We start from the raw sequence: 22,924 nt of genomic DNA on the forward strand, positions 1-22,924 counted from the left end.
TAGAGAGAACTTCGCCATGAAGAACATTGCCTTGAAAGCGTGCATCGTCTTGGGTTCCACCGCTTCCATCCTGTTGAGCCTGAGTGCACAGGCCAACGACAAGATCGTGCTGCTCACCTCCTGGTATGCCCAGGCCGAGCAGGGCGGTTTCTACCAGGCCAAAGCCAAAGGCATCTACGCGGCCAACGGCCTGGATGTGGAAATCCGCATGGGCGGCCCGCAGGTCAACGGCATGCAGCTGCTGCTGAACAAGCAGGCCGATGTGATCATCAACTACGACCTGCAAGTGCTCGCCAGCGTGCAGCAGGGGTTGCCGGTGGTGGCCATTGGCGCGCCATTCCAGGGTGACCCGCAGGGCATGCTGACCCACGCTGACGTCACCTCGCTGGATGGCCTCAAGGACAAGAAAATCCTCGTCTCCACCTCCGGGCAGACCACCTGGTGGCCGTGGCTGAAAGGCAAATACGGCTTCACCGATGCCCAGGCCCGCCCTTACACCTTCAACCTGCAACCGTTCTTTGCCGACCCGGATACCGCGCAACAGGGCTACCCGACTTCGGAACTGTTCCAGGCGCAGAAGGCCGGTGAGAAAGCCAACTTCTTCCTCTTCGCCGATGCCGGTTACCCACCCTACGGTTCGACGCTGGTTACCCGTCAGGACGTGATCGCCAGCCGCCCGGAAGTGCTGCAACGGTTTGTCAGCGCCAGCATGCAAGGCTGGAAAAGCTACCTTGCCGATCCCGCAGCGGCCAACGAGCTGATCAAGCAGGACAACCCGAGCATGAACGACGAACTACTGACCTGGGGAGTGGCCAAGCTCAAGGAATACCACCTGGTGGAAGGCGGTGATGCAGCCACCCAGGGCATCGGCACCATGACCGACGCCCGCTGGCAGGCCACCCGCGATTTTATGGTGCAGGCCAACCTGCTGAGCGCCGACACCGACTGGAAAAAAGCCTACGACACGCGTTTTGTCCGTGAGCTGAAAGTGCTGCCTGCCGCCGCTGAAGTCGCTGCCCAGTAAGACGATTCGAGAGCCCCGCCATAGAGCGAGGGCGTGAAAAGATCCGATGAGGAATTCGCCATGCTTGTGACCCAACAACCCGTACTGCGCCGCTTCTGGTATGCCCTGATGCCGGTGAGCATGCTCGCCGATGGCCCGAAGCCGTTCACTTTGCTCAGCGAGCGCATCGTTCTGTTTATGGGCAAGGAAGGCCCGGTGGCCCTGGCCGACCGCTGCTGCCACCGCACCGCGCAATTGTCCAAAGGCTGGGTCGATGACGGCGTGATCGTCTGCGGCTACCACGGCTGGCGCTATGACCAGAGCGGCGCTTGCGTGTGCATTCCGCAGCAGGCCGACAACGCGCCGATTCCTGCGGGCGCGCGCACCGACGCCTACCACTGCCAGGAAAAATACGGCTACGTGTGGGTCTGCCTCGGTGACCCGCTGCAACCGATTCCGCACTTCGACGAAGAGGGCCAGCCGCAGTACCGGCGTATCTTCCAGTTCTACGAAGAATGGCAAACCAGCCCGCTGCGGTTTATGGAGAACTCCTTCGATAACTCGCACTTCAGCTTTGTGCACAAGGCCAACTTCGGCATGCTCAGCCAGCCCAAACCGTCGAAGTATTTGCTCGAGCAAAACGAGTGGGGCTTCGAGGCCGAGACCATCGTGCCGATCAACAATCCAGCGGCCGGCCACCGCGTGACCGGCACCGACGCGCCGACCACCACTCGCCACCTGTTCAACCGCTGGCACCTGCCGTTCGTGCGGCGCTTTGGCTGCACCTACCCGGACAGCGGTCTGCACCACATCATCTACAACTGCGCGACGCCCATCGACGACAAGCGCATTCAGCTGGTGCAGTGGCTGTACCGCAATGACAGCGAAGAGGCGTGCAGCACCGAAGAGCTGATCGCCTGGGATGCGCCGATCACCCTGGAAGACAAAGAGATTCTCGAAGCCACCGACTACGACGCCTGCGTCGATACCCGTCGGCGCGTGGAGTTTCATATGGAGTCGGACAAGCCCGGGCTGATCATGCGCAAGATGCTTTTCGAACTGCTGCAAAAGCACGGCGAAGAAGAGCAGTTCCGCCCACTGGGCACACCACTATGAACGCCGCCCTCAACCTGCCGGTTAACGAAGAGCCGCCGGTGCTGTTGGCCAATCAGGTGGAGAAAACCTACGGCAACGGCACCCATGCGCTGCAGAAAATGAAACTGGAGATTGGTCGTGGCGAGTTTGTCTCGCTGCTCGGCCCATCCGGTTGCGGCAAGAGCACGCTGCTGAAAATGTTCGCCGGCTTGGAACAGCCGTCGGCCGGCCATGTGCGCTGGTGGGGCAAAGGCGAAATCAATAGCGACAGCGTGCAACAGAAGCTGGCGATGGTGTTTCAGGAAGCCACGCTGATGCCCTGGGCCAAGGTCGCCGACAACGTGCGTCTGCCCCTGGACCTGGCGCGGATCAAGCGCGAGGAAAGCGAACCCAGGGTACAGGCCGCGCTGGAGCTGGTGGGCCTGGGCAAATTCGGTGGGGTGTATCCGCGTGAACTCTCTGGCGGTATGCAGATGCGCGCTTCGATTGCCCGCGCTCTGGCCACCGAGCCCAATCTGTTGCTGATGGATGAGCCTTTCGGCGCGCTGGATGAGTTCACCCGCAACCGTCTGGACAGCGACTTGCGCCAGCTCTGGGCGCGGCGTGATCTGACCGTGGTGTTCGTTACCCACAGCATCTACGAAGCGGTGTTTTTATCCTCGCGGGTGGTGGTGATGGGCGCGCGGCCGGGGCGGGTGATTGCCGATGTGAAGATCGACGGGCCGCAGGAACGCGACGAAGCGTTCCGCACCTCGGCGGCGTTTATCGAGCAGTGCGCGCAGCTGTCGGCATTGCTGGCGCAGGCAAATGGAGAAGGTCATGAGCACTGAAAGCAAACCCTGGCTGGCCAACCCCTCGGTACAAAATATCCTCGCGCCGCTATTGGTCGGCGCGCTGTTGCTGGGTCTCTGGCAACTGCTCTGCGTGGCGCTGAAGGTGCCGGTGTACCTGGTGCCCAGCCCGGCGGATATCGGCCGCACGCTGATCAGCGACGGGCCGATGCTGTTGGGCGCGCTGTGGGTCACCCTGAAGATCACCTTTCTGTCGTTTGCCCTGGCGGTGGTGCTGGGTGTGTTGGCGGCGTTTCTGTTTGTGCAAAGCCGCATCATTGAGGCCAGCCTGTTTCCCTACGCCATTTTGTTGCAGGTAACCCCGGTGGTGGCCATCGCCCCGCTGATCATTATCTGGTGCAGCAACGCCACCCTGGCGCTGGTGATCTGCGCCACGCTGGTGGCGATCTTTCCGGTGATTTCCAACACGGTGCTGGGGCTGCGTAGTGTCAATCCGGGGCTGCTCAACCTGTTCCGCCTGAACCGCGCCAGCCGCTGGCAAACCCTGGTGCGCTTGCGCATTCCCAGTGCGCTACCGTACTTCTTCGGCGGGCTGCGGATTGCCAGTGGGTTGGCGCTGATCGGCGCGGTGGTGGCCGAGTTTGTCGCCGGCACTGGCGGCACGGGCGCGGGCCTGGCGTATCAGATTCTGCAAGCCGGGTTTCAGCTGAATATTCCGCGCTTGTTTGCCGCCCTGGTGTTGATTGCCCTGACCGGGGTGCTGCTGTTCAGCCTGATGGCTGCATTGGCCCGCTATAGCCTTGGGCATTGGCATGAGAGTGAGCAGGGCTAAGAACAACAGCTCGCGGCTGAAGCCCCACCCACAGAGACATACGTTCCCTTGTGGGAGGGGCTTCAGCCGCGATGATCGAAGATTTCGGAGCAAAACATGACCACCAACACCACCTGGCTGATCCGCAACGCCAGCGCCATCCTCACCGGCAAACGCGGTGCTGAAGCCCGCCATGCCGGCCCGGACATGCGCATTGTCGATGGCCGCATCACCGCCATCGGCCAGCTCGAACCGCAACCCGGTGAGGCGCAGATCGACGCCCGCGATTGCGTCATCTATCCGGCCTGGATCAACACCCATCACCACCTGTTTCAGTCGCTGCTCAAGGGCGAACCCGAGGGCCTCAACCAGACCCTTACCCCGTGGCTCGCCGCTACGCCATACCGGTTTCGCGGTGCTTTTGATGAGCACAGTTTCCGTCTGGCTGCGCGTATCGGTCTGCTGGAGCTGCTGCGTTCCGGCTGCGCGACAGTGGCCGACCACCATTACCTGTATTACCCCGGTATGCCCTTCGACAGCGCGGCGATTCTGTTCGAAGAAGCCGATGCCTTGGGCCTGCGGTTTGTCCTTTGCCGTGGTGGTGGCACGCAAACACGCCAGTTGGAAGCGGAACTCCCGCAAGCCTTGCGCCCGGAAACACTCGATGCCTATCTGGCCGATGTCGAGCGCCTGACTGCGCTGTACCACGACCCCGCCGGCGATGCCTGGCGCCGTATCGTTATGGCTCCAACCACCACCCTGCATTCCACCACCCCGAGCGAATTACGCGAGACCGCCCAGGTGGCGCGCAAGCTTGGCCTGCGCCTGCACAGTCACCTGTCCGAAACCGTGGACTACCTGGACGCCGCCAAAGCCAAATTCGGCATGACCCCGGTGCAGTTCTGCGCCGAGCAGGATTGGCTCGGCCCCGATGTGTGGTTCGCCCATCTGGTGAAATTGCTGCCAGAAGAAATCCAGCTGCTGGGCCAGACGGGCACGGGCATCGCCCATTGCCCGCAAAGCAACGGGCGTCTGGGCAGCGGCATCGCCAACCTGCCGGAACTGGAAGCGGCCGGTGTGCCGATCTCCATCGGTGTGGACGGCGCGGCCTCCAACGAGGCCGCCGATATGCTGTCGGAAACCCACGCCGCCTGGTTGCTGCAACGGGCACGCAAAGGCGAATTGGCCCAGCCCAAGTATGCCGGCGGTCAGTTCGAAGGCGGTGCCGATGCCGCCAGCATCGAGGATGTGGTGCGCTGGGGTACGGCGGGTGGCGCTCAGGTATTGGGCCTGCACGATCTCGGCACCCTTGAGGTGGGTAAAGCGGCAGATATCGCCATCTACCGCCTCGACGACCCGCGCTATTTCGGCCTGCACGATATGGCTATCGGCCCGGTCGCCAGCGGCGGTCGCGCCAGCCTGCGCGCCTTGCTGGTGGGTGGTCGGCGGGTGGTGGCCGATGATCAGGTGCCAGGGCTGGACCTGATGGAACTGAGCCGTCAGGCCAGCGCCGCGGTGCTTGAACTGCAACGCCGCGCCGGGGTGCGCCGATGAGCTGGGTGGAAATGAAAACCCGCGGCTTGCGCGAAGAAGCCGAAGGCATTCTCGCCGTCGAGCTGTGCATGGCCGATGCCAGCCCGTTGCCTTTCAGTTGGGAGGCGGGTGCCCACGTGGATGTGCAAATGGGCAGCGGTGTGGTGCGCCAATATTCCCTGACCAATCTGGCCGACGAAGGCTGCCTGCGCTTGGCGATCAAACATGCCGACGACTCACGCGGCGGTTCGCGCTGGCTGCATCAGCAGCTGCGGGTGGGCGATCGTTTGCGCATCAGTGCGCCGCGCAATCTGTTTCCCCTGCAGCCTGGCAGCGGGCCGGTGTTGCTGGTGGCGGCGGGGATTGGTGTGACGCCTTTGCTGGCCATGTACCGCCAATGCCGGGCGCAGCGGCGGCCGGTGCAGTTGCTGTACTTTGCGCGCAGTGCGGCGCATAGCGCGTTTATCGAACAGTTCCGGGATGACCCGGCAGTACGTCTGGTCACTGGATTAGCTGCTGCCGGGGTGGGCACTTATCTCGATCAACATCTACCCGAGTGGCAGGCCGGCAGCCAGCTCTACACCTGTGGCCCAGATGGGTTTATGAGCCGCGTGCAACAGTTGGCGGGCCAGCGCGGTTGGCCGGTGAGTTCGTTGTTTCAGGAGCACTTTCACGCACCGGTGGTGAGCGATTCGCAAGCGGCGGAGTTGGTGCTGGCACGCAGCGGGAAATGTGTGACGGTGCAGGCCGGGGAAACGTTGGTGGCAGCGGCGGAGCGGGTCGGCGTAAGCATTCCGACGTCATGCGGGATGGGGATGTGCGGGGCGTGTATGACCGCTGTGGTCAGCGGTGAGATCGAGCACCGCGATCAGTATCTGTCCGATGCCGAACGGGCCAGTGGGCAATGGATCATGCCCTGTGTGTCGGGGTGTGCGGGGGGAAGGTTGGAGCTGAACGCTTAGTCACCTTCGAGATTCTGGATCCCAGCCTTCGCTGGGATGACGGTGAGCTTCGATATATCTCCGTCGTCCCCGCGAAGGCGGGGACCCAGGTGCCTCGTAGGTGGCAGGTATCGCTAGGGGCTTTACTCGGTCACACCCTCTGCCACGACCTCAACACGCTTCTCTTCCGGCAACACCAGATTAAGAATGATGGCGGTCAACCCACCACTGGTAATCGCCGAATCAAACAGGTTCTGCACCAGCTTGGGCAGCAGATGCAGCAAGGTCGGTTGCGACGCGATGCCCAGGCCTACGCCAAACGAAGCGGCAATAATCAACATGCTGCGCCGGTCCAGCGGGCTTTGCGCCAGGATGCGCACGCCAGCTGCGGCCACGCTGCCAAACATCACCAGGGTTGCGCCGCCCAGTACCGGTTTCGGAATCTGTTGCAGCACCGCGCCCAGCAGCGGGAACAGGCCCAGGGCGAACAGCACCACGCCGATATACAGGCCGACATAACGACTGGCGACGCCGGTCATCTGGATCACGCCGTTGTTCTGCGCAAAGGTGGTGTTGGGGAAGGCGCTGAAAGTGGCGGCGATCATGCAGCTGACGCCATCACCGAGTACGCCGCCTTTAAGGCGTGCCAGGTAGCGTGGGCCTTCAATCGGCTCGCGCGACAGCATGCTGTTGGCCGTCAGGTCGCCAACGGTTTCGATGGTGCTGATCACATAGATCAGGGCCACTGGAATAAAGGCGGTCCAGTCGAAGGCGAAGCCGAATTTGAACGGAATTGGCAGGCTGATCAGTGGCAGATCCGGCAGCGGTGCAGGCACCAGCTTGCCGGTAAACCAGGCGGCGATGCTGCCCACGGCCAGGCCGATGATGATCGCCGACAGGCGCACCCAGGGCCGGCTGGAGCGGTTCAGGCCGATGATGGTCAGCAGTACCAGGGCACCAAGGCCAAGGTTGCCGGGGGCACCGAAGTCTGGGGCATTGAAGCCGCCGCCGAGGTCGGTGACGCCGACCTTGATCAGGCTGACGCCGATCAGGGTGATGACGATACCGGTCACCAGCGGGGTGATCACCCGGCGCAGTTGGCCGAGCATGCGGCTGAGGATGATCTGCACAAAGGCACCGAAAAAGCACACGCCGAAGATCATCGCCAGAGTATCTTCCGGGCTACCGCCACGGCTCTTCACCAGAAAACCGGCTGACAGCACCGCGCCGAGAAAGGCGAAGCTGGTGCCCTGCAGGCAGATCATCCCGGCACCAATGCCGAACGGGCGGCGCGCCTGAATAAAGGTACCGACGCCAGAGACCATCAAGGCCATGCTGATCAGGTACGGCAGGTGGGCACCCAAACCCAGCACCGAGCCGATTACCAGGGGTGGTGTGATGATGCCGACAAAACTGGCCAGCACATGCTGAAGAGCGGCGAAGAACGCCGGGATGGGAGCGGGGCGGTCTTCCAGACCGTAGATCAGGTCGGTGTTGCTGTCGGATTCGGGCTGCATGTCACGGTCTCAGCAAAGGTGTTTTGTTGGCCCCGGTGGTCAACCGCGGCTACAGAATTCTGTGTCGCCAAAAAAATGCCCGATGCGCTCAAGGCGTACGGGCAAATAAGGAGGTACTCGTGAAGCGGTGAAGCTGGCCGCAACCTGAAGGGTGCGGCCGGGTAAATCACAGGTGTACTTTGACGATGGCGTTGATCGCGCTCTGGTTGGTGCCGCGCAGAATGTCGTCGCCCAGGAAGCTGTCGTTGTCGATGGCGTACTTGTTCTTCCAGTAGTCGTATTCCACACCCACGTAGACGTGTTTCACGCCGGTCCAGCCCATGGCTTTGCCCAGGTCATATTTGATCTGTGGGTTGAAGTGCAGGTTGGCGTGCAGATCGTTCGGGCGGCTGCTGGTGGCGTCCTTGTTGTTCCACACCCAGTCCATATAGCCGTCGATGAGGATGTCGGAGCTGCCGACCGGAATGGTGTAGGACCACACCGGCGTTACTTGCCACTGGCCGGACGGGTTCTTGGTGATGCCGTCGGGTTTGCGGTAGTAGAAGTTCAGCTGGAAGTAATCGAAGCCTGGCAGGGCCAGGTCGAAGCCTGGGCCGAGCAGGTAGTTCTGGTTACGGTTTTCACCGCGCTCGTAGGTACCGGCCAGCAGGACGTCCTTGATCGGGCCGAACTCCAGCTTCTGGTCGAAGATCTTGCCGAACGACAGACGTGGGGCGAATTCGCCGTAGTAGGTGTTTTTGCCGGCGTTGGAGTCTTCGGTACCGTTGTAGTTGATCTGGTCGAAGAACACGAACAGGTCACCAAAGGTCCAGCCGCTCGCGTGTTCGAACGAGAGGGTCTGCTGAATGGCCGGGTTGACCTTGAAGTCACGGCCGTACAGGTAGGTGGCGCTGTTGTCTTGCCACAGCAGCGGGCCGTCGGCCTGAGCGGCGCTAGCGCCCAGCAAGAGACTGCCAGCAATCAGCAAGGATGAGACTTTATTCATGTGTGCTCCCAGGAAGGCATCGATCTCAGGATGGGGAAACGACGGTGCGCGTTACGCTTCCTACAACCTGTTTCTGTTTTAGTTTTCCTGGCCACTTGGTCAGGTGCACTCGTCTTTGCAAGTTTCTGTCCAAGTGATCAGTTTCGCCGGAAATTTTCCGCAATAATTGTGCGCAATCTGCGAAAGCCTTGTGTCGGCGGGTGCATACATTCGGCGCAACGGTGGTGGCGGGCAAGCCTTCAAGCTGACCGGTTGGTCGAGTTGGTCCGAGCTGCTTCGTCCTGGCGCTTGCATGCACCGAAGCAGGGCGAGGATGGCGGGGCGACTCAGGTGGTGGCGGCCAGGGCTTCCAGAAAGCTTTCCAGCACCAGGTGTGGACGCCGGCCTTTACGGGTGACCGAGGCCAGGCTGAGGTCATAGAACCGACTCGCCGGCTTCAGCGCGCGCAGACGGCCCTGTTGCACCCAGAAGCTGGCGTAGTGGTCCGGCAGGTAACCGATATAGCGCCCGGTAAGAATCAGAAAGGCCATGCCCTCACGGTCGGAGGCGCTGGCGGTGGCTTTCAGCACCTGGTACTGCGCCTGGATTTCCGGCGGCAGGCGAAAGGTCGGGGCGATGGCGTCCTGCACATTCAGGCGTTCATCGCTGAGCTGCTCGTCGGCGGCATAAAACAGCGGGTGGCCGACCGCGCAGTACAACAGCGAGCGTTCGTCATACAGCGGCTGGTATTCCAGGCCGGACAAGGTCGTGGCCTGCGGCACCACACCAACATGCAGACGGCCGTCCAGCACACCTTGCTCCACTTCGCTGGGCGGGGTCATGCGGATCTGAATATGCACATCCGGGCCGCGCTCTTTCAGTTGGGCCAGGGCGTTGGTGATGCGCATATGGGGCAGGGTCACCAGGTTGTCGGTCAGGCCGATGTTCAGCTCGCCGCGCAAGTGCTGGTGCAGGCCATTGACCTCGGTGCGAAAGCTTTCCAGTGCACTTAATAGCTGCAATGACGATTGATAGACCTCGCGGCCTTCCTCGGTCAGGGCAAAACCCGCGCGCCCGCGCTGACACAGGCGCAATCCCAGGCGCTGTTCGAGATCGCTCATCTGCTGGCTGATCGCCGAACGGCCGATGCCCAGCACACTTTCCGCGGCGGAAAAGCCGCCGCACTCCACAACGCTGCGAAAGATCCGCAGCAGGCGGATATCAAAGTCACTGACTTGCGCGAGAGGGTCGGGGCGACGGGTGCTCATAGTTTAGTAAAAGCCAATCTGAAAATTAGAAGAATCGGGTTTTTCAGACTTTATGCCCATGGCACCTTTGCTCGCAACAAAAGCTTTGTACCCAGCCGACAACAACGATCTTTGCGAGGCCCTAATGAACATGCCGCACACTGCCGAACCGTCCTTGGCCAGCCAGCTCAAGCTGGACGCGCACTGGATGCCGTTTACCGCCAACCGCAGCTTCCAGCGCGACCCACGGTTTATCGTGTCGGCCGAAGGCAGCTGGCTGGTGGACGACCAGGGCCGCAAGATCTACGACAGCCTGTCGGGTCTGTGGACCTGCGGTGCCGGTCACTCGCGCAAGGAAATCGCCGAAGCCGTCGGTAAACAATTGGGCACCCTGGATTACTCTCCAGGCTTCCAGCACGGCCATGCGCTGTCGTTCAAGCTGGCCGAAGAAATGGTCGACCTGATGCCTGGCGATCTGAAGCATGTGTTCTTCACCGGCTCGGGCTCTGAAAGCGCCGACACCTCGGTAAAAATGGCCAAGGCCTACTGGCGCCTGAAAGGCCAGGCGAGCAAAACCAAATTTATCGGCCGTGCCCGTGGTTACCACGGTGTGAACATCGCCGGCACCAGCCTGGGCGGCATTGGCGGCAACCGTAAAATGTACGGCCAGCTGATGGATGTCGATCACTTGCCGCACACCCTGCAACCGGGCCTGGCCTTTACCGAAGGCGCGGCACAAACCGGCGGCGTGGAACTGGCCAACGAACTGCTGAAACTGATCGAGCTGCACGACGCCTCGAACATTGCTGCGGTGATCGTCGAGCCAATGTCCGGTTCCGCTGGGGTGATCGTGCCGCCGGTTGGCTACCTGCAACGCCTGCGGGAAATCTGCAGCCAGCACAACATCCTGCTGATCTTCGACGAAGTGATCACCGCCTTCGGCCGTATGGGCAAATGGACCGGTGCCGAATACTTTGGCGTGACCCCGGACATCATGAACGTGGCCAAGCAGATCACTAACGGTGCCGTACCCCTGGGTGCCGTGATCGCCAGCCGCGAGATCTACCAGACCTTTATGAACCAGCCATCGCCTGAGCATATGGTCGAGTTCACCCACGGCTACACCTACTCGGCGCATCCGGTGGCCTGTGCGGCTGGCCTGGCTTCGCTGGAAATCCTCAAGCGCGAAAACCTGGTGCAGCAAGCCGCTGACCTGGCACCGCACTTCGCCAAGCTGCTGCACGGCGTCAAAGGTGCCAAGCACATCGTCGACATCCGCAACTGCGGCCTGGCCGGCGCGATTCAACTCGCCCCGCGTGATGGCGACCCGGTGATCCGTCCGTACGAGGCCGGTATCAAGCTGTGGAAAGCTGGTTTCTACGTGCGCTTTGGTGGCGACACCCTGCAGTTCGGGCCAACCTTCAACGCCAAGGTTGAAGACCTGGATCGCGTGTTCTCCGCCGTGGGCGATGCCCTCAACAGCGTGGACTAAACCGATGAGCCAGCGCGTGCAAGCCGTGCCCACCGTGCAGGTGGATAACGATGAAGTGATCGTCACCGAGTGGCGCTTTGCCCCCGGCAGCGAAACTGGCAAGCACCTGCATGGCTATGACTATGTCGTGGTGCCGATGACCGACGGCCTATTGCTGTTGGAAACCCCGGAGGGCGAGAAACACGCGCCCCTGGTGGCAGGCAACGCGTACTTTCGCAAGGCTGGCGTTGAACACAATGTGATCAACGCCAGCGACCACGAAATCGTCTTCATCGAGACCGAAATCAAGTAAGCCCCGGCGCGGTTTTGCGCGGCCAAGAATTCGATAAGGGAGTTTTGTATGAGCACCATCCAGCATTTGATCAACGGCGAGTTCGTCACCGACACCGGTCGTACTGCCGACGTCTACAACCCGTCCACCGGTGAAGCCATCCACAAAGTGCCGTTGGCCAGCCGCGCCACCGTGCAGCAAGCCATCGACGCTGGCAAAGCCGCGTTCCCGGCCTGGCGTAATACCCCAGCGGCCAAACGTGCCCAGGTGATGTTCCGCTTCAAGCAACTGCTGGAACAGAACGAAGCCAAGATCTCGCAGATGATCAGCGAAGAGCACGGCAAAACCCTGGAAGATGCGGCCGGCGAATTGAAGCGCGGTATCGAGAACGTCGAGTACGCCTGCGCCGCCCCGGAAATTCTGAAGGGCGAATACAGCCGCAACGTCGGCCCGAACATCGACGCCTGGAGCGACTTCCAGCCGGTTGGCGTGGTAGCTGGTATCACCCCGTTCAACTTCCCGGCCATGGTGCCGTTGTGGATGTACCCGCTGGCCATCGTCTGCGGCAACTGCTTTATCCTCAAGCCGTCCGAGCGTGACCCGAGCTCCACCCTGTTTATCGCTGAACTGCTGAACCAGGCCGGCCTGCCCAAAGGCGTGCTGAACGTGGTGCACGGCGACAAGGAAGCGGTAGACGCGCTGATCGAAGCGCCGGAAGTCAAAGCCCTGAGCTTCGTGGGTTCGACCCCGATTGCCGAGTACATCTATTCCGAAGGCACCAAACGCGGCAAACGCGTTCAGGCCCTGGGCGGCGCGAAAAACCACGCCGTACTGATGCCCGATGCCGACCTAGACAACGCCGTCAGCGCCCTGATGGGGGCGGCCTACGGTTCCTGCGGCGAGCGCTGCATGGCCATCTCGGTGGCAGTGTGTGTGGGCGACCAGATCGCTGATGCCCTAGTGGAAAAAATCGTTCCGCAAATCAAGGCGCTGAAAATCGGTGCCGGCACCTCCTGCGGTCTGGACATGGGCCCGCTGGTTACCGCCGCGGCCCGTGACAAAGTGGCTGGCTATATCGACGCCGGTGTTGCCGCTGGGGCCAAGCTGCTGGTGGATGGTCGCAACCTGAAAGTGGCTGGCAACGAAGATGGTTTCTTCCTCGGTGGCAGCCTGTTCGATAACGTCAAAACCGACATGACCATCTACACCGACGAGATCTTCGGCCCGGTCCTGTGCATCGTCCGCGTTGGTAGCCTGGAAGAAGCCATGCAGCTGATCAACGACCACGAATACGGCAACGGCACCTGCATCTTCACCCGTGACGGTGAAGCCGCGCGTCTGTTCTGCGACGAGATCGAAGTGGGCATGGTCGGCGTCAACGTACCCTTGCCGGTTCCGGTGTCTTACCACAGCTTCGGCGGCTGGAAACGCTCGCTGTTCGGCGACCTGCACGCCTACGGCCCGGACGGTGTGCGCTTCTACACCCGTCGCAAGGCAATCACTCAGCGTTGGCCGCAGCGCGCTTCCCACGAAGCGGCGCAGTTTGCTTTCCCGAGCAACAGCTAAGCAGCGTTAGCAGTAACCAAAAGGCCAGTCGCGAGACTGGCCTTTTTTATTGCGGCGCTAGTGGCGAACGAATACCTGCGTCAGGGCACCGCCACGCTGCAACGCACGTTGGGCTCGTCGCAATACAGGTAGTGCTGCAAGGCGCGGATGCGCTCTTCGCTCATGGCGCGGGCGCAGAGCACATAACCCTCGGTGTGCTCGCTGGGCGCATCGTGAGTGGTGACGTACTCGCACTCGGCATCGCGAAAGGCTTGCCAGGCATGTTGCGAGTTGATCAGGCGTTTGCGTTGCATGTCATCGTTTTGCAGATGCGTCAGCGACTCCTTGTAGAGGCTGTGCAACTGGGCATCTGTGGCGTTGTAGGCGGAGCAGCTGGGTGAGTCATCCGTACAGGTGGCTGCAGCGGCGAAACTGGCCAGCAGGCAGGCGGCGCTGAGTAGAACAGGGCGTAACCACATCATTGAGTCCTGGCAGGTATGAGAGCCGGTCGTCGGCTTGCCGGCGATTGTAAGCGCTTGCAAACAAAGCCCCGGATGGCCGGGGCGCGCTGTGTCACTGCAAGCATAGGTGCTGTGTATCGGCGTGCTTACGGTCTTTACCAAGATCGCATAATTTCCGTTGGCGGCATTGTTACGGTAGCCCCACCTCGCTGCCCAACAGCGGTTCGTAAATGGATGGGATCGATGTTGCAACGCATGCTGTGGAAACTGATGCCCAAGGCGCAACGAGCGTTTTTGCTCGGCCGCCTATCGGTGGTGGATCGCAATACGGTGAACAAGGCGATGACCGCCAATATTCACTATCCCGAGGCCTTCGAGCGCCTGGCCGGGTTGTTCGTGCATGTGCCCAAGTGCGCCGGCAGCAGCGTGTGCAAGGCACTGTTCGAGACCTGGCGGCCCGGCCACTTGCCGCTGTACTGGTACGAGCAACAATTCCCCCTGGCCTATGCCAAAGCGTTCAAGTTCACCTTTGTACGCGACCCTCTGGAGCGTACTTACTCGGCTTACACCTACCTGCGTAACAACCTGCCCTTGGGCCGTGACCAAGCGGCCAATGAGCTGGTCAGCCGCTACGCCAGTTTCGACGAGTTCGTGCGCGGCTGGCTGCATGCGGAAAACGTTCGGCGCCAATTGCACTTCGCCCCGCAAACCGACTTTCTGCTGGACTCCTACGGCAGCCTGACAATGGATTTCATCGGTCGCCAGGAAACCCTGCGCCACGACTTTTTCACCCTCTGCGAGCTGCTCAGGATCAGCCGCGACCTGCCGCATCTGAACGCCTCAAAACGCCCCGAAGGCCGCGCCCTGGATGCCAGCAACACGCGTACCCGTCAGCTGGTACGGCAGGTGTATGCCCGTGATTACGAGTTGCTGGGCTATGAGTGAGCGGCGTGAGTCGCAGGTGGATATCCGCCCTTACCGCCTGGCGCTGGCACCGCAGTCCCGGGCCCGGATCAAACGCCAGCGGCCGTGCTGCATCTGGCTGACCGGGTTGTCGGGGGCGGGTAAATCGACCCTCGCCAACGAGCTGGAAATGCAGCTCAACGGCCGCGGTCTGCACACCTTTCTGCTCGACGGCGACAACGTGCGCAACGGCCTGTGCCGTGACCTGTGCATGAGCCCGCAGAGCCGCAAGGAGAACATCCGGCGCATGGCTGAAGTGGCGCGGCTGATGGTGGATGCCGGGTTGATCGTGATCGTCTCGGCGATCTCGCCGTTTCGCGCTGATCGCGAGGCGGCCCGGGCCTTGTTTGCCGATGGCGAATTTCACTGCGCCTATATCAGCACCTCCTTCGCCGCCTGCGCTCGCCGCGACCCCAAAGGCCTGTACCGCGCCGCGCTCGATGGCCAGCTGCGCAACTTCACTGGCCTCGATAGCCCCTACGAAGCGCCCCTGGACGCCGACTGTGAAATCGACACCGAACAACTGGATATCCAGACCGCCACCAATAGGTTGCTGGCGTTGGTGCTTGGCTGATGGGTTTCGCTGCGCCCGCCTACGCGGCCCGCCCCATCCTGCGGGGAGTGTGGCCATGGGGCGTCCTTGAGGTGGCAGGGAGGACCATAGCGCTTTTTTGCGGGCAAAAAAAACCGCCCGGGAAGGGCGGCAATACGCGGGGGAGCGCGGGTTAAAACAGTTTGCTGAACAGCCAGTAGAGGCTGCCCGACAGCAGGATGGCGATAGGCAGGGTCAGCACCCAGGCCATCAGCAGATTCCTGATGGTGCGCATCTGCAGACCCGAGCCATTGGCGGCCATGGTGCCGGCCACGCCTGAGGACAAGACGTGGGTGGTGGACACCGGCAGACCATAGACGTCAGCGGCACCGATGGTGACCATCGCCACCAGCTCCGCCGAGGCACCCTGGGCATAGGTGAGGTGGGTTTTGCCGATCTTTTCGCCCACCGTTACCACGATGCGTTTCCAGCCGACCATGGTGCCCAGGCCCAAGGCGATGGCCACGGCGATTTTCACCCACAAGGGGATGAATTTGGTCGAGTCGTCGATCTGCTTCTTGAACGCCTGCACCTTGTTCTGGGTATCGGCATCGAAGCCGCCAACCTTGTCCTTGTCCATAAAACGAATGGCTTCGGAGGTCAGGTACATATCGTTGCGCACGTTCGACACTTCTGCCGCCGGCACCTGGGCCAGGGAGCCGTAGCCTTTCACATCGGCACCGATGTCGCCGGTGAGGGCGGCCAGGGCGGGAATCAGCTCAGGGGTGACCTGTTTGCTGCGCACGTATTCCGACAAGGTTGCGCGTGGGTCTTGCGGGGCGGGCTGCGGGGCGATTTTCACCAGTGCCTGTTGAGTGACCTGGGCCATGGCGGCGAACTGTTCGGCCTGGCCATCGGGCATCGCGCGGTTGAGGGCGTAAGCCATGGGCAGGGTGCCGATCAGGATCAGCATGATCAGCCCCATGCCTTTCTGTCCGTCGTTGGAACCGTGGGCGAATGACACCCCGGTGCAGGTCAGAATCAGCAGGCTGCGAATCCACCAGGGCGGCGGCGTGTTGCCTTTCGGCGCCTGGTACAGCTCGCGGTTTTTCACCAGCGCGCGCAAGGCCAGCAGCAGAAGTGCCGCGCAGCCGAAACCGATCAGCGGCGATAGCAGCAGTGAGTAGCCGACCTTGGTCGCCTGCGCCCAATCCACGCCGCTGGTGCCGTCGTGGCCATGCATCAGCGCATTGGCGACGCCGACACCAATGATCGAGCCGATCAGGGTGTGCGACGAGGACGCTGGCAAGCCCAGCCACCAGGTGCCGAGGTTCCAGATAATGGCGGCGATCAGCAGGGCGAAGACCATGGCGAAACCGGCCGAAGAACCCACCTGCAGAATCAGCTCCACCGGCAGCAAGGCAATGATGCCGAACGCCACCGCACCGCTGGAAACCAGCACGCCGAGAAAGTTGAAGCAACCGGACCAGACCACCGCAAACTGGGGCGGCAGGGAGTGGGTGTAGATCACTGTGGCCACCGCGTTGGCGGTGTCATGCAGGCCGTTGACGAATTCGAAGCCGAGGGCAATCAGCAGGGCCACGCCCAGCAGCAGAAAAGGTGTCCAGGTGGTGACCACCGTGCCGGCATCGTCGACATCCTGAAACAGGCTATAGGCGCTATACACCAGCCCCAGAATCAGCACGGTAAAGAACGCTACGGTGGTGGCTTTGCTGTTCTTGAAATTCAGCTTGGGCTTGGCGTCTGCGGCGATCGAGACATCGGCGGCGTGGGAAGGGGCATTCATTGGTGGGGACGTCCATGGGGTGGATGACCCGATCACTATTCGCCTGGAATGTTACAGGTTATGTCTCGTTCATCGCGGCTAAAGCCGCTCCTACGGATTGTGCGTACCCGTAGGAGCGGCTTTAGCCGCGATGCTTTTCCACCGGTTAATACGCCTGCGGCACGATGATGTTCTGCGGCGTGGGGTTACGCACGTAGTCGTCATGGCGCATTCGCTGCGGCAGCTCCACCGGCGGCTGCTGCACTTCTTCGTAGGGCATCTGGCTGAGCAGGTGGTGGATGCAGTTGAGCCGGGCCTTTTTCTTGTCGTCGGCCTGTACCACCCACCAGGGCGCTTCTTTGATATGGGTGCGCTCCAGCATGATTTCCTTGGCCTTGGTGTAGGCCTCCCAGCGGCGCCGCGACTCAAGGTCCATGGGGCTGAGTTTCCATTGCTTGAGCGGGTCGTGGATGCGCGCCAGAAAGCGCAGGTGCTGTTCGCTGTCGGAGATGGAAAACCAGTATTTGATCAACTGGATGCCGGAGCGGGCGAGCATGCGTTCGAACTCTGGCACGCTGCGGAAGAACTCTTCGTACTGCTCGTCGTTGCAAAAGCCCATCACCCGCTCGACGCCGGCGCGGTTGTACCAGCTGCGGTCGAACAGCACGATTTCACCAGCAGCCGGCAGGTGCGAGGCGTAGCGCTGGAAATACCACTGGGTCTGTTCGCGGTCGTTGGGCGCGGGTAGCGCGGCGACGCGGCAGACGCGTGGGTTGAGACGCTGGGTGATGCGCTTGATCACGCCACCCTTGCCGGCGGCATCGCGGCCCTCGAACAGGATCACCACCTTGGCCCCGGTTTTCACCACCCAACTCTGCAGTTTCACCAGCTCGCCCTGCAGGCGGAACAGTTCGCTGAAGTAATGTTTGCGCGCGCGTTGGGCGTCGCTGTCATCGGGGCGGCCCTGGAACAGTTCGTCGAGGTCGTGGCCGTCTTCGAGCAGTTCAAGCTCCAGCTCTTCGTCACCGCGGTCCTGCAATTCGCGGTGGATGCGCTGCATCAACTCTTCGTTGGTCATCTCGGCACCTTGTGATGGCGATGGAGGGGGTGGCCCAGCCGATGCTAGAGCGCGGCTGTGGCAAGTGAATGACAGCCCAGGCAGTCAGTAGTCGCTGCGTTTACGGAACGCCCAACGCCCGGCCAGGGCGGTGAACGTGGCCACCAGCGCCACCAGAATCCAGAAGCCCTCGGCGTCGTTGGCCAGGGGAATGCCGCCGACGTTCATGCCGAAGAAACCGGCAATGATGTTGATCGGCAGGGCCAGCACCGTGACCACCGTCAGGGTGAATAGGGTGCGGTTACTTTGCTCGTTGAGCTTGGCGACTATCTCTTCCTGTAGCAGTTTGATCCGCTCGCCGAGGGCGGTAAGGTCGCTGATCACCAGGGTGAACTCCTCGGTGGCCTCACGCAGTTCCTGCACGTCGTCCTCCTGCAGCCAGTCCGGCGGCCGGTTGAGCAGACGCATCAGCGAGCCGGGCTCCAAGGCCAGCAGACGTTGCAGGCGAACCAGCACACGGCGCTTGGTACCGAGGTCGGCGCGGTTGTCGTTGAGGCGCGAGGCCAGCAGTTGGTCTTCGATGCCGTCCACGCTGATGCTGGTTTCGCGCACGATACCGGTGAGCACATCGCCCTGGTCGCGCAGCAGGTGGATCAACAGTTCCAGCGGTGAGCGAAAGCGTTCGCCGCGCTTTACCGATGAGCGCAGCTTGTCCACCGAGCGCAGCGGTTGCAGGCGCGCGCTGACCAGCAGACGGCTGCGGGCGCAGACCCAAAGGGTGGAGATGTCGGTGGAGACCATGTCGAAGTTGAACACCACGTCGTTGACCACCGCCAACAGCGCCGTATCCACATGCTCCAGACGGGTGGAGCGCGACCCCTCACGCAGGCTTTCGAAGAAATTTTCCGGCATATCGAGGTGGGCCATCATCCAGCGCTCGCAGGCGGCGTGGGCGAGGTTCAGATGCAGCCAGAGAAATTCGCCATCCTCGCTGGGTGCCTTCAGCCAGGCCAGGGCGGTGTTCGAGTCGATCTCTTCGCCGCGCTCGCCGGGGCGAAAACGAAAGCCATAGAGCAGGCCAAACAGGTCTGGAACCTCGAGGTTGTGATTCATGCCGGCTCGCTGCTGTAACAGAACACTGTGGGGGATCGGTAACCGGCTGGTGCCAAAGCCCATGGCGGGCCGCCGGTAGAGGTGCAGCTTGCGCAGCTTTTATTGCCGATTGATGACAAAACCAAGACTGCCGCTGCTGCGCGCTGGCTGGCGTTTTTCCAGGCCACGCAACCTCTGTGCGACTTGTCGGTCAGACCCTGAGGCCGAGATGGGACACGGGTCTCGGTGAGTTGCCTAAAAAATAACCAGGCACGGTGTTTTTATTGCTAGTTTTACCTACAGCACCTGAGCGGATGACTGTTCTACGCATGGATCGGACGAACCTGCTTGCCTCTGTCACCTGGCACCGCACAAGGCCTCGAATCGCGGTCAGCATTCGGCGCGGCACCTGGCTGGTGTTGCTGGTGTTGCTCGGTGGTTGTGCCAGCCACCAGGACCATGGCTCGATCGTCGGCAACAAAAGCGCGGTCAAACCCAGCGAATTCTTCCAGACCCACACCGACCGCATGGCCTCCATCGGCATGCGCAACAACCTCAACACCCTTTACCGCTTGATGGACAAGCTCTACCGCCGCAACCCGCGCGAATGGCACAAGACCGGCCTGGCGACCATTGAACTAGCTGAGCAGCAGGTGCAACAAGCGATTGAGCAGGGGCGTCCGCTACCGGAGCTGGGTGAACGCAAGGATGTGGCGGCGTTGAGCCATGCACTGAGCGTGGATTTTCAGGGGGATCGGGTCGGTGCCTTTATCTACGCCCTGGGCAGCATGCTGATCACCGCCCATGGCGGGCGCACCGAGTTCTATATGACCGACGAGCTCGATCCGCAATTTATCCACAACGCCGCGCGCAATATCGAAAAAGCCACCTGGATGCTGGCCAGTCGCAATGACCTCAAGGGCAACCCCTGGCTGCTGTCCAACGAGCTGTCGCCGGATGTGCGTAACCTCAGTTTTGCCGTGGAGTTCGGCAAGATCGTCGCGCGCCTCGACCTGCTCACTGATGTGCTGGATGAGCGCTATCGGCGCTTGGGGGTGAGTTATGCGCAGGGGCTACTCTTTATGAATTTCTTGCCGGTGCAGTGACGGCGTCACGGCCACTATCAGCGCTGCGGAACAGCAAACCAGCTGCGCAGTGGCCTGGTCCATCTGTTCCGACTGAATGCCTGGGTAGGCGTCAGACCTTTTTTACGAACTCGGATTTGAGTTTCATCGGGCCGATACCGTCGATTTTGCAGTCGATATCGTGGTCGCCGTCGCACAGACGGATGTTCTTCACCTTGGTGCCGACCTTCACCACCAGCGAGGTGCCTTTGACCTTGAGGTCTTTGATCACGCTGACCGAGTCGCCGTCTTGCAGCACGTTACCCACTGCATCCTTGATCACCTTGTCGTTGTCGCCAGCGTCCGCAGTAGCGGTGGCAGACCACTCGTGGGCGCATTCCGGGCAGACCAGTTGCTGGCCGTCTTCATAGGTAAATTCGGAATTGCATTTCGGGCAGGGTGGCAACGTGCTCACGGGGACCTCGTGTTCAGATCGGTAAAAGGCCGCATAGTGTATAGGGTTTTTCCCGGCTTTAAGCTGTGAACGGCGCTCGCTGAGATTTTAGACGAACCGATTCACTCGCCGTGGCCTCAAAACTCAGGGTGTGGGGCGATTCCGCGCGCACCGAGGGGGGAGCAAGTATGTTTTTGCCGGATCTGCGCGGTGTTTCCTTTAAGGAAATCATCAAATGCACGGTGGTCGACTTTATCGACGACGAGCTGCCGACCTATGCCTCGGCGCTGGCTTTCCAGCTGTTCTTCTCCCTGTTTCCATTTCTGCTGTTCCTGATCGCGCTTATCAGCGTGTTGGATATCGAGCCGTTTTTCGAGTGGCTGCGGCAGCAGGCTGACCTGATGCTGCCGCAGGCGGCGATGGAGCTGGTCAACCCGGCCATCACTAATTTGCAGACGCAAAAGTCCGGGCTGTTCTCCTTCGGCATCCTGGTGGCGCTGTGGACCTCCTCGGCTGCCGTGCGCTCAACCATGCTGGCGATGAACCAGGTGTATGGCGTGGAAGAGGCGCGACCGGCGTGGAAGCGCATACCGCTATCGGTGGTTTACATCATCGGGGTGGCGGCGCTGCTACTGATCGCCGCTGGTTTGATGGTGGTGGGACCGCAGGCGATGAACTGGCTGGCCCATCAGTTGGGGATCGAACAGATAGTGGTGGTGCTATGGAACTGGCTAAGGTGGCCGGTTGCCGTGTTTATGCTGATCGCCGTGGTGGCCGCGGTGTATTACCTGGCACCAGATGTAAAACAGGAGTTCCGCTTTATCACGCCTGGCTCGGTGGTCGCGGTGGTCGGCTGGATCGCTGCCTCCCTGGGGTTCGGTTATTACGCGCAGAACTTCGCCAACTACAACGCCACCTACGGCAGCATCGGCGCGATCATCATCTTTCTCTTCTATCTATACCTGTCTTCGGCGGTTTTGCTGTTTGGTGCCGAGCTTAATGCGGTGATCGAGCACCATGCGCGGGACGGCAAGGCCCCGGGCGAGAAGGTGGCTGACGAAGGTGTGGCGCAGAAATCAACCTGAACGGGCTCTGACGCGGCCGGTCACAACCTATGAAGGATGCGCCCGTCGTCCATTTGGCCGCGCGGCATCACTAACAGTCGGTTGGAGGTTGAGAACATGGCTACCTATAACTGGGACCTTATCGAGCGTCTGCTCCACGAAGTACAGAATGGTGCGTACAAACCGTTCAAACCGCGGGAATATGCCGCAGAGTTCGCCGCGGACCAGACCGCTGAAGGCGTACAGATTGATAAGGTCGATTCCTTGAAGGTGGAGGCGTGCGACTACGAGGCGCTGCTACTCAAGGAAGGCTTTATCGAGCCGCGGCCTGAAGAAGAAGGCGGCAATGGCGAGAACTTCGTCCTCACCTTGCGCGGCTCCAGCCTGCTCAGTTTGCTGGACAGCAGCATTCCCGGCAGTGAACACCCACGGGAAGTGCTGGACGAGAAAGGTGAAGCGGCGCTGCAGCCGGAAGTCTTCGATGCGCTGGCCAAGCAGGCGGCGATTGCTTGAGGGCATTATTGAGGGGGCAACGTCAGTTCGCCTGTATCGGTGAAGCGCGCCGCTCCCCATAGGCCACCGCCGAGTTTGCCATTCAGCTCATAGGGGACGGCGGCGTTAGCAGACGGTGGGCTGGCAGCTACGCCCCAGGCCTGACGCAATACCGAAAATGCCGAAATGGTGACGGGCACAGTGATGACTCGTTCGCTGTAGCGAGGCACCTCGCCACTCTCATCGCTCACACCGGTTGCCAGATTGCGGTTGTTCACCCGTAATTCCAGCGCGATGCCGTTGTAGCGAATGGCGCTTTCATTGGGGTTCTGCACCCGCAGCTTCACGGCGAAGCGCGCTTCCATTTCCTGGCTGGGCAAGGGCTCCAGGCCAACCAGGTCGACATACACGTCATCCCGCACGCCGAGCAGGCTACAGGCGCTGAGTGTTATCAACAGCGATACGCCGGCTATAGCGCGGGTTACAAGGCGCAAGAAGGTAGGGAGGCTCATCGTTAGCGTCCTGAAAATTGAAAGTGTCATCCCTCTATATATAGAAGGAATCCCTTGAAAGGGCTTTGGGGCACGCACGTTCCGTATTTAAGTGCCTCTAATCGTTTATTTCAGAATCATTTCAATAATGCCTTGACGGGGTTTTGTGGGTGCTTATAATGCGCACCACTTCCGGCGCGGAAGGCTCTTAAAACTTCAAGTTAATCAATAAGTTAGCTAGAAATTAAGGGTTGCAAA

Annotated in this window: 23 protein-coding genes; 14 read left to right on the forward strand and 9 right to left on the reverse strand. The window is 61.2% G+C overall.

The features are described from left to right. Positions 1-16 precede the first annotated feature (16 nt). The 6 genes from ACVW0Y_RS10755 to ACVW0Y_RS10780 all read left to right on the forward strand — a co-directional run bounded on the left by ACVW0Y_RS10755 (position 17) and on the right by ACVW0Y_RS10780 (position 6,195). Complete coding sequence (locus tag ACVW0Y_RS10755) at positions 17-1,024, forward strand: ABC transporter substrate-binding protein (RefSeq protein WP_457438145.1); 1,008 nt, start codon at positions 17-19, stop codon at positions 1,022-1,024. Positions 1,025-1,084: 60 nt separating this feature from the next. After that, positions 1,085-2,119: an aromatic ring-hydroxylating dioxygenase subunit alpha gene (locus ACVW0Y_RS10760; RefSeq protein ID WP_457438147.1), complete on the forward strand. Its 1,035-nt coding sequence runs from the start codon at positions 1,085-1,087 to the stop codon at positions 2,117-2,119. Continuing rightward, positions 2,116-2,928 carry an ABC transporter ATP-binding protein gene (locus ACVW0Y_RS10765; RefSeq protein ID WP_457438149.1) on the forward strand — a complete coding sequence of 271 codons (813 nt, stop codon included), beginning with the start codon at positions 2,116-2,118 and terminating at the stop codon, positions 2,926-2,928. The genes ACVW0Y_RS10760 and ACVW0Y_RS10765 overlap by 4 nt, the downstream gene beginning before the upstream one ends. A 64-nt stretch (positions 2,929-2,992) precedes the next feature. Further along, positions 2,993-3,721, forward strand: a complete 729-nt coding sequence (locus ACVW0Y_RS10770; protein ID WP_457438204.1) for an ABC transporter permease — start codon at positions 2,993-2,995, stop codon at positions 3,719-3,721. 96 nt (positions 3,722-3,817) lie between these two features. After that, positions 3,818-5,254: an amidohydrolase family protein gene (locus tag ACVW0Y_RS10775; RefSeq protein WP_457438151.1), complete on the forward strand. Its 1,437-nt coding sequence runs from the start codon at positions 3,818-3,820 to the stop codon at positions 5,252-5,254. Then, a complete protein-coding gene (locus ACVW0Y_RS10780) occupies positions 5,251-6,195 on the forward strand; it encodes a PDR/VanB family oxidoreductase (protein ID WP_457438153.1) in 945 nt (314 codons plus the stop codon). Before ACVW0Y_RS10775 ends, ACVW0Y_RS10780 begins: the two co-directional genes overlap by 4 nt. A gap of 122 nt (positions 6,196-6,317) precedes the next feature. Here the strand turns inward: ACVW0Y_RS10780 and ACVW0Y_RS10785 are convergent, their stop codons facing one another. The 3 genes from ACVW0Y_RS10785 to ACVW0Y_RS10795 form a co-directional block, all read right to left on the reverse strand. After that, positions 6,318-7,691 (reverse strand): uracil-xanthine permease family protein, encoded by a 1,374-nt coding sequence (locus ACVW0Y_RS10785; RefSeq protein WP_457438154.1) that lies wholly within the window; start codon positions 7,689-7,691, stop codon positions 6,318-6,320. Between the two features lie 166 nt (positions 7,692-7,857). Then, positions 7,858-8,676 (reverse strand): outer membrane protein OmpK, encoded by an 819-nt coding sequence (locus ACVW0Y_RS10790; RefSeq protein ID WP_457438156.1) that lies wholly within the window; start codon positions 8,674-8,676, stop codon positions 7,858-7,860. Positions 8,677-9,002: 326 nt separating this feature from the next. Continuing rightward, positions 9,003-9,923 carry a LysR family transcriptional regulator gene (locus tag ACVW0Y_RS10795; RefSeq protein ID WP_457438157.1) on the reverse strand — a complete coding sequence of 307 codons (921 nt, stop codon included), beginning with the start codon at positions 9,921-9,923 and terminating at the stop codon, positions 9,003-9,005. 124 nt (positions 9,924-10,047) lie between these two features. On the opposite strand from ACVW0Y_RS10795, the gene ACVW0Y_RS10800 reads away from it, so the two are divergent. The 3 genes from ACVW0Y_RS10800 to ACVW0Y_RS10810 are packed head-to-tail and all read left to right on the forward strand — an operon-like array spanning position 10,048 to position 13,231. Further along, positions 10,048-11,394 (forward strand): aminotransferase class III-fold pyridoxal phosphate-dependent enzyme, encoded by a 1,347-nt coding sequence (locus tag ACVW0Y_RS10800; protein WP_457438159.1) that lies wholly within the window; start codon positions 10,048-10,050, stop codon positions 11,392-11,394. Between the two features lie 4 nt (positions 11,395-11,398). Further along, entirely contained in the window at positions 11,399-11,686 is a 288-nt protein-coding gene (locus ACVW0Y_RS10805) for a cupin domain-containing protein (protein ID WP_457438162.1), read from the forward strand. A 48-nt stretch (positions 11,687-11,734) separates the two neighbouring features. Next, positions 11,735-13,231: a CoA-acylating methylmalonate-semialdehyde dehydrogenase gene (locus ACVW0Y_RS10810; RefSeq protein ID WP_457438164.1), complete on the forward strand. Its 1,497-nt coding sequence runs from the start codon at positions 11,735-11,737 to the stop codon at positions 13,229-13,231. An 80-nt stretch (positions 13,232-13,311) separates the two neighbouring features. On the opposite strand, the gene ACVW0Y_RS10815 is transcribed toward ACVW0Y_RS10810, so the two are convergent. After that, positions 13,312-13,689, reverse strand: coding sequence for a lysozyme inhibitor LprI family protein (locus tag ACVW0Y_RS10815; protein ID WP_457438166.1), 378 nt, complete (start codon positions 13,687-13,689; stop codon positions 13,312-13,314). 225 nt (positions 13,690-13,914) lie between these two features. On the opposite strand from ACVW0Y_RS10815, the gene ACVW0Y_RS10820 reads away from it, so the two are divergent. Continuing rightward, positions 13,915-14,616: a sulfotransferase family 2 domain-containing protein gene (locus tag ACVW0Y_RS10820; protein WP_457438168.1), complete on the forward strand. Its 702-nt coding sequence runs from the start codon at positions 13,915-13,917 to the stop codon at positions 14,614-14,616. Further along, positions 14,609-15,208: an adenylyl-sulfate kinase gene (gene cysC / locus ACVW0Y_RS10825; protein ID WP_457438169.1), complete on the forward strand. Its 600-nt coding sequence runs from the start codon at positions 14,609-14,611 to the stop codon at positions 15,206-15,208. The genes ACVW0Y_RS10820 and cysC overlap by 8 nt, the downstream gene beginning before the upstream one ends. A 151-nt stretch (positions 15,209-15,359) precedes the next feature. Here the strand turns inward: cysC and ACVW0Y_RS10830 are convergent, their stop codons facing one another. The 3 genes from ACVW0Y_RS10830 to ACVW0Y_RS10840 all read right to left on the reverse strand — a co-directional run bounded on the left by ACVW0Y_RS10830 (position 15,360) and on the right by ACVW0Y_RS10840 (position 19,122). Next, the gene (locus tag ACVW0Y_RS10830) at positions 15,360-16,973 is read right to left on the reverse strand and encodes an inorganic phosphate transporter (RefSeq protein ID WP_457438171.1); all 1,614 of its coding nucleotides are present in this window, start codon (positions 16,971-16,973) and stop codon (positions 15,360-15,362) included. A gap of 145 nt (positions 16,974-17,118) precedes the next feature. Next, positions 17,119-18,030 carry a polyphosphate kinase 2 gene (gene ppk2 / locus ACVW0Y_RS10835; RefSeq protein ID WP_457438173.1) on the reverse strand — a complete coding sequence of 304 codons (912 nt, stop codon included), beginning with the start codon at positions 18,028-18,030 and terminating at the stop codon, positions 17,119-17,121. 84 nt (positions 18,031-18,114) lie between these two features. Continuing rightward, complete coding sequence (locus ACVW0Y_RS10840; RefSeq protein WP_457438175.1) at positions 18,115-19,122, reverse strand: transporter; 1,008 nt, start codon at positions 19,120-19,122, stop codon at positions 18,115-18,117. Positions 19,123-19,415: 293 nt separating this feature from the next. Here ACVW0Y_RS10840 and ACVW0Y_RS10845 point away from each other — a divergent pair, with 293 nt between their 5' ends. After that, the gene (locus ACVW0Y_RS10845) at positions 19,416-20,207 is read left to right on the forward strand and encodes a hypothetical protein (RefSeq protein ID WP_457438177.1); all 792 of its coding nucleotides are present in this window, start codon (positions 19,416-19,418) and stop codon (positions 20,205-20,207) included. A 91-nt stretch (positions 20,208-20,298) separates the two neighbouring features. On the opposite strand, the gene ACVW0Y_RS10850 is transcribed toward ACVW0Y_RS10845, so the two are convergent. Then, positions 20,299-20,640 carry a zinc ribbon domain-containing protein YjdM gene (locus ACVW0Y_RS10850; protein ID WP_457438179.1) on the reverse strand — a complete coding sequence of 114 codons (342 nt, stop codon included), beginning with the start codon at positions 20,638-20,640 and terminating at the stop codon, positions 20,299-20,301. Positions 20,641-20,807: 167 nt separating this feature from the next. Here ACVW0Y_RS10850 and ACVW0Y_RS10855 point away from each other — a divergent pair, with 167 nt between their 5' ends. After that, complete coding sequence (locus tag ACVW0Y_RS10855; protein ID WP_457438181.1) at positions 20,808-21,704, forward strand: YihY/virulence factor BrkB family protein; 897 nt, start codon at positions 20,808-20,810, stop codon at positions 21,702-21,704. A 96-nt stretch (positions 21,705-21,800) separates the two neighbouring features. Further along, the gene (locus ACVW0Y_RS10860) at positions 21,801-22,196 is read left to right on the forward strand and encodes a transcriptional regulator (protein WP_457438183.1); all 396 of its coding nucleotides are present in this window, start codon (positions 21,801-21,803) and stop codon (positions 22,194-22,196) included. Between the two features lie 5 nt (positions 22,197-22,201). Here ACVW0Y_RS10860 and ACVW0Y_RS10865 read toward each other — a convergent pair whose 3' ends face one another. Then, positions 22,202-22,687, reverse strand: a complete 486-nt coding sequence (locus ACVW0Y_RS10865; protein ID WP_457438185.1) for an LEA type 2 family protein — start codon at positions 22,685-22,687, stop codon at positions 22,202-22,204. Between the last annotated feature and the right edge of the window lie 237 nt (positions 22,688-22,924).

It is taken from the genome of Pseudomonas sp. TE3786, assembly GCF_054057335.1.

Coding starts and splice junctions, on each gene's coding strand:
- ACVW0Y_RS10785 (WP_457438154.1), bottom strand. CDS start 7,691: ATGCAGCCCGAATCCGACAGCAACACCGACCTGATCTACGGTCTGGAA.
- ACVW0Y_RS10815 (WP_457438166.1), bottom strand. CDS start 13,689: ATGTGGTTACGCCCTGTTCTACTCAGCGCCGCCTGCCTGCTGGCCAGT.
- ACVW0Y_RS10765 (WP_457438149.1), top strand. CDS start 2,116: ATGAACGCCGCCCTCAACCTGCCGGTTAACGAAGAGCCGCCGGTGCTG.
- ACVW0Y_RS10820 (WP_457438168.1), top strand. CDS start 13,915: ATGTTGCAACGCATGCTGTGGAAACTGATGCCCAAGGCGCAACGAGCG.
- ACVW0Y_RS10760 (WP_457438147.1), top strand. CDS start 1,085: ATGCTTGTGACCCAACAACCCGTACTGCGCCGCTTCTGGTATGCCCTG.
- ACVW0Y_RS10845 (WP_457438177.1), top strand. CDS start 19,416: ATGACTGTTCTACGCATGGATCGGACGAACCTGCTTGCCTCTGTCACC.
- ACVW0Y_RS10795 (WP_457438157.1), bottom strand. CDS start 9,923: ATGAGCACCCGTCGCCCCGACCCTCTCGCGCAAGTCAGTGACTTTGAT.
- ACVW0Y_RS10790 (WP_457438156.1), bottom strand. CDS start 8,676: ATGAATAAAGTCTCATCCTTGCTGATTGCTGGCAGTCTCTTGCTGGGC.
- ACVW0Y_RS10800 (WP_457438159.1), top strand. CDS start 10,048: ATGAACATGCCGCACACTGCCGAACCGTCCTTGGCCAGCCAGCTCAAG.
- ACVW0Y_RS10755 (WP_457438145.1), top strand. CDS start 17: ATGAAGAACATTGCCTTGAAAGCGTGCATCGTCTTGGGTTCCACCGCT.
- ACVW0Y_RS10860 (WP_457438183.1), top strand. CDS start 21,801: ATGGCTACCTATAACTGGGACCTTATCGAGCGTCTGCTCCACGAAGTA.
- ACVW0Y_RS10865 (WP_457438185.1), bottom strand. CDS start 22,687: ATGAGCCTCCCTACCTTCTTGCGCCTTGTAACCCGCGCTATAGCCGGC.
- ACVW0Y_RS10830 (WP_457438171.1), bottom strand. CDS start 16,973: ATGAATGCCCCTTCCCACGCCGCCGATGTCTCGATCGCCGCAGACGCC.
- cysC (WP_457438169.1), top strand. CDS start 14,609: ATGAGTGAGCGGCGTGAGTCGCAGGTGGATATCCGCCCTTACCGCCTG.
- ppk2 (WP_457438173.1), bottom strand. CDS start 18,030: ATGACCAACGAAGAGTTGATGCAGCGCATCCACCGCGAATTGCAGGAC.
- ACVW0Y_RS10805 (WP_457438162.1), top strand. CDS start 11,399: ATGAGCCAGCGCGTGCAAGCCGTGCCCACCGTGCAGGTGGATAACGAT.
- ACVW0Y_RS10775 (WP_457438151.1), top strand. CDS start 3,818: ATGACCACCAACACCACCTGGCTGATCCGCAACGCCAGCGCCATCCTC.
- ACVW0Y_RS10840 (WP_457438175.1), bottom strand. CDS start 19,122: ATGAATCACAACCTCGAGGTTCCAGACCTGTTTGGCCTGCTCTATGGC.
- ACVW0Y_RS10780 (WP_457438153.1), top strand. CDS start 5,251: ATGAGCTGGGTGGAAATGAAAACCCGCGGCTTGCGCGAAGAAGCCGAA.
- ACVW0Y_RS10810 (WP_457438164.1), top strand. CDS start 11,735: ATGAGCACCATCCAGCATTTGATCAACGGCGAGTTCGTCACCGACACC.
- ACVW0Y_RS10855 (WP_457438181.1), top strand. CDS start 20,808: ATGTTTTTGCCGGATCTGCGCGGTGTTTCCTTTAAGGAAATCATCAAA.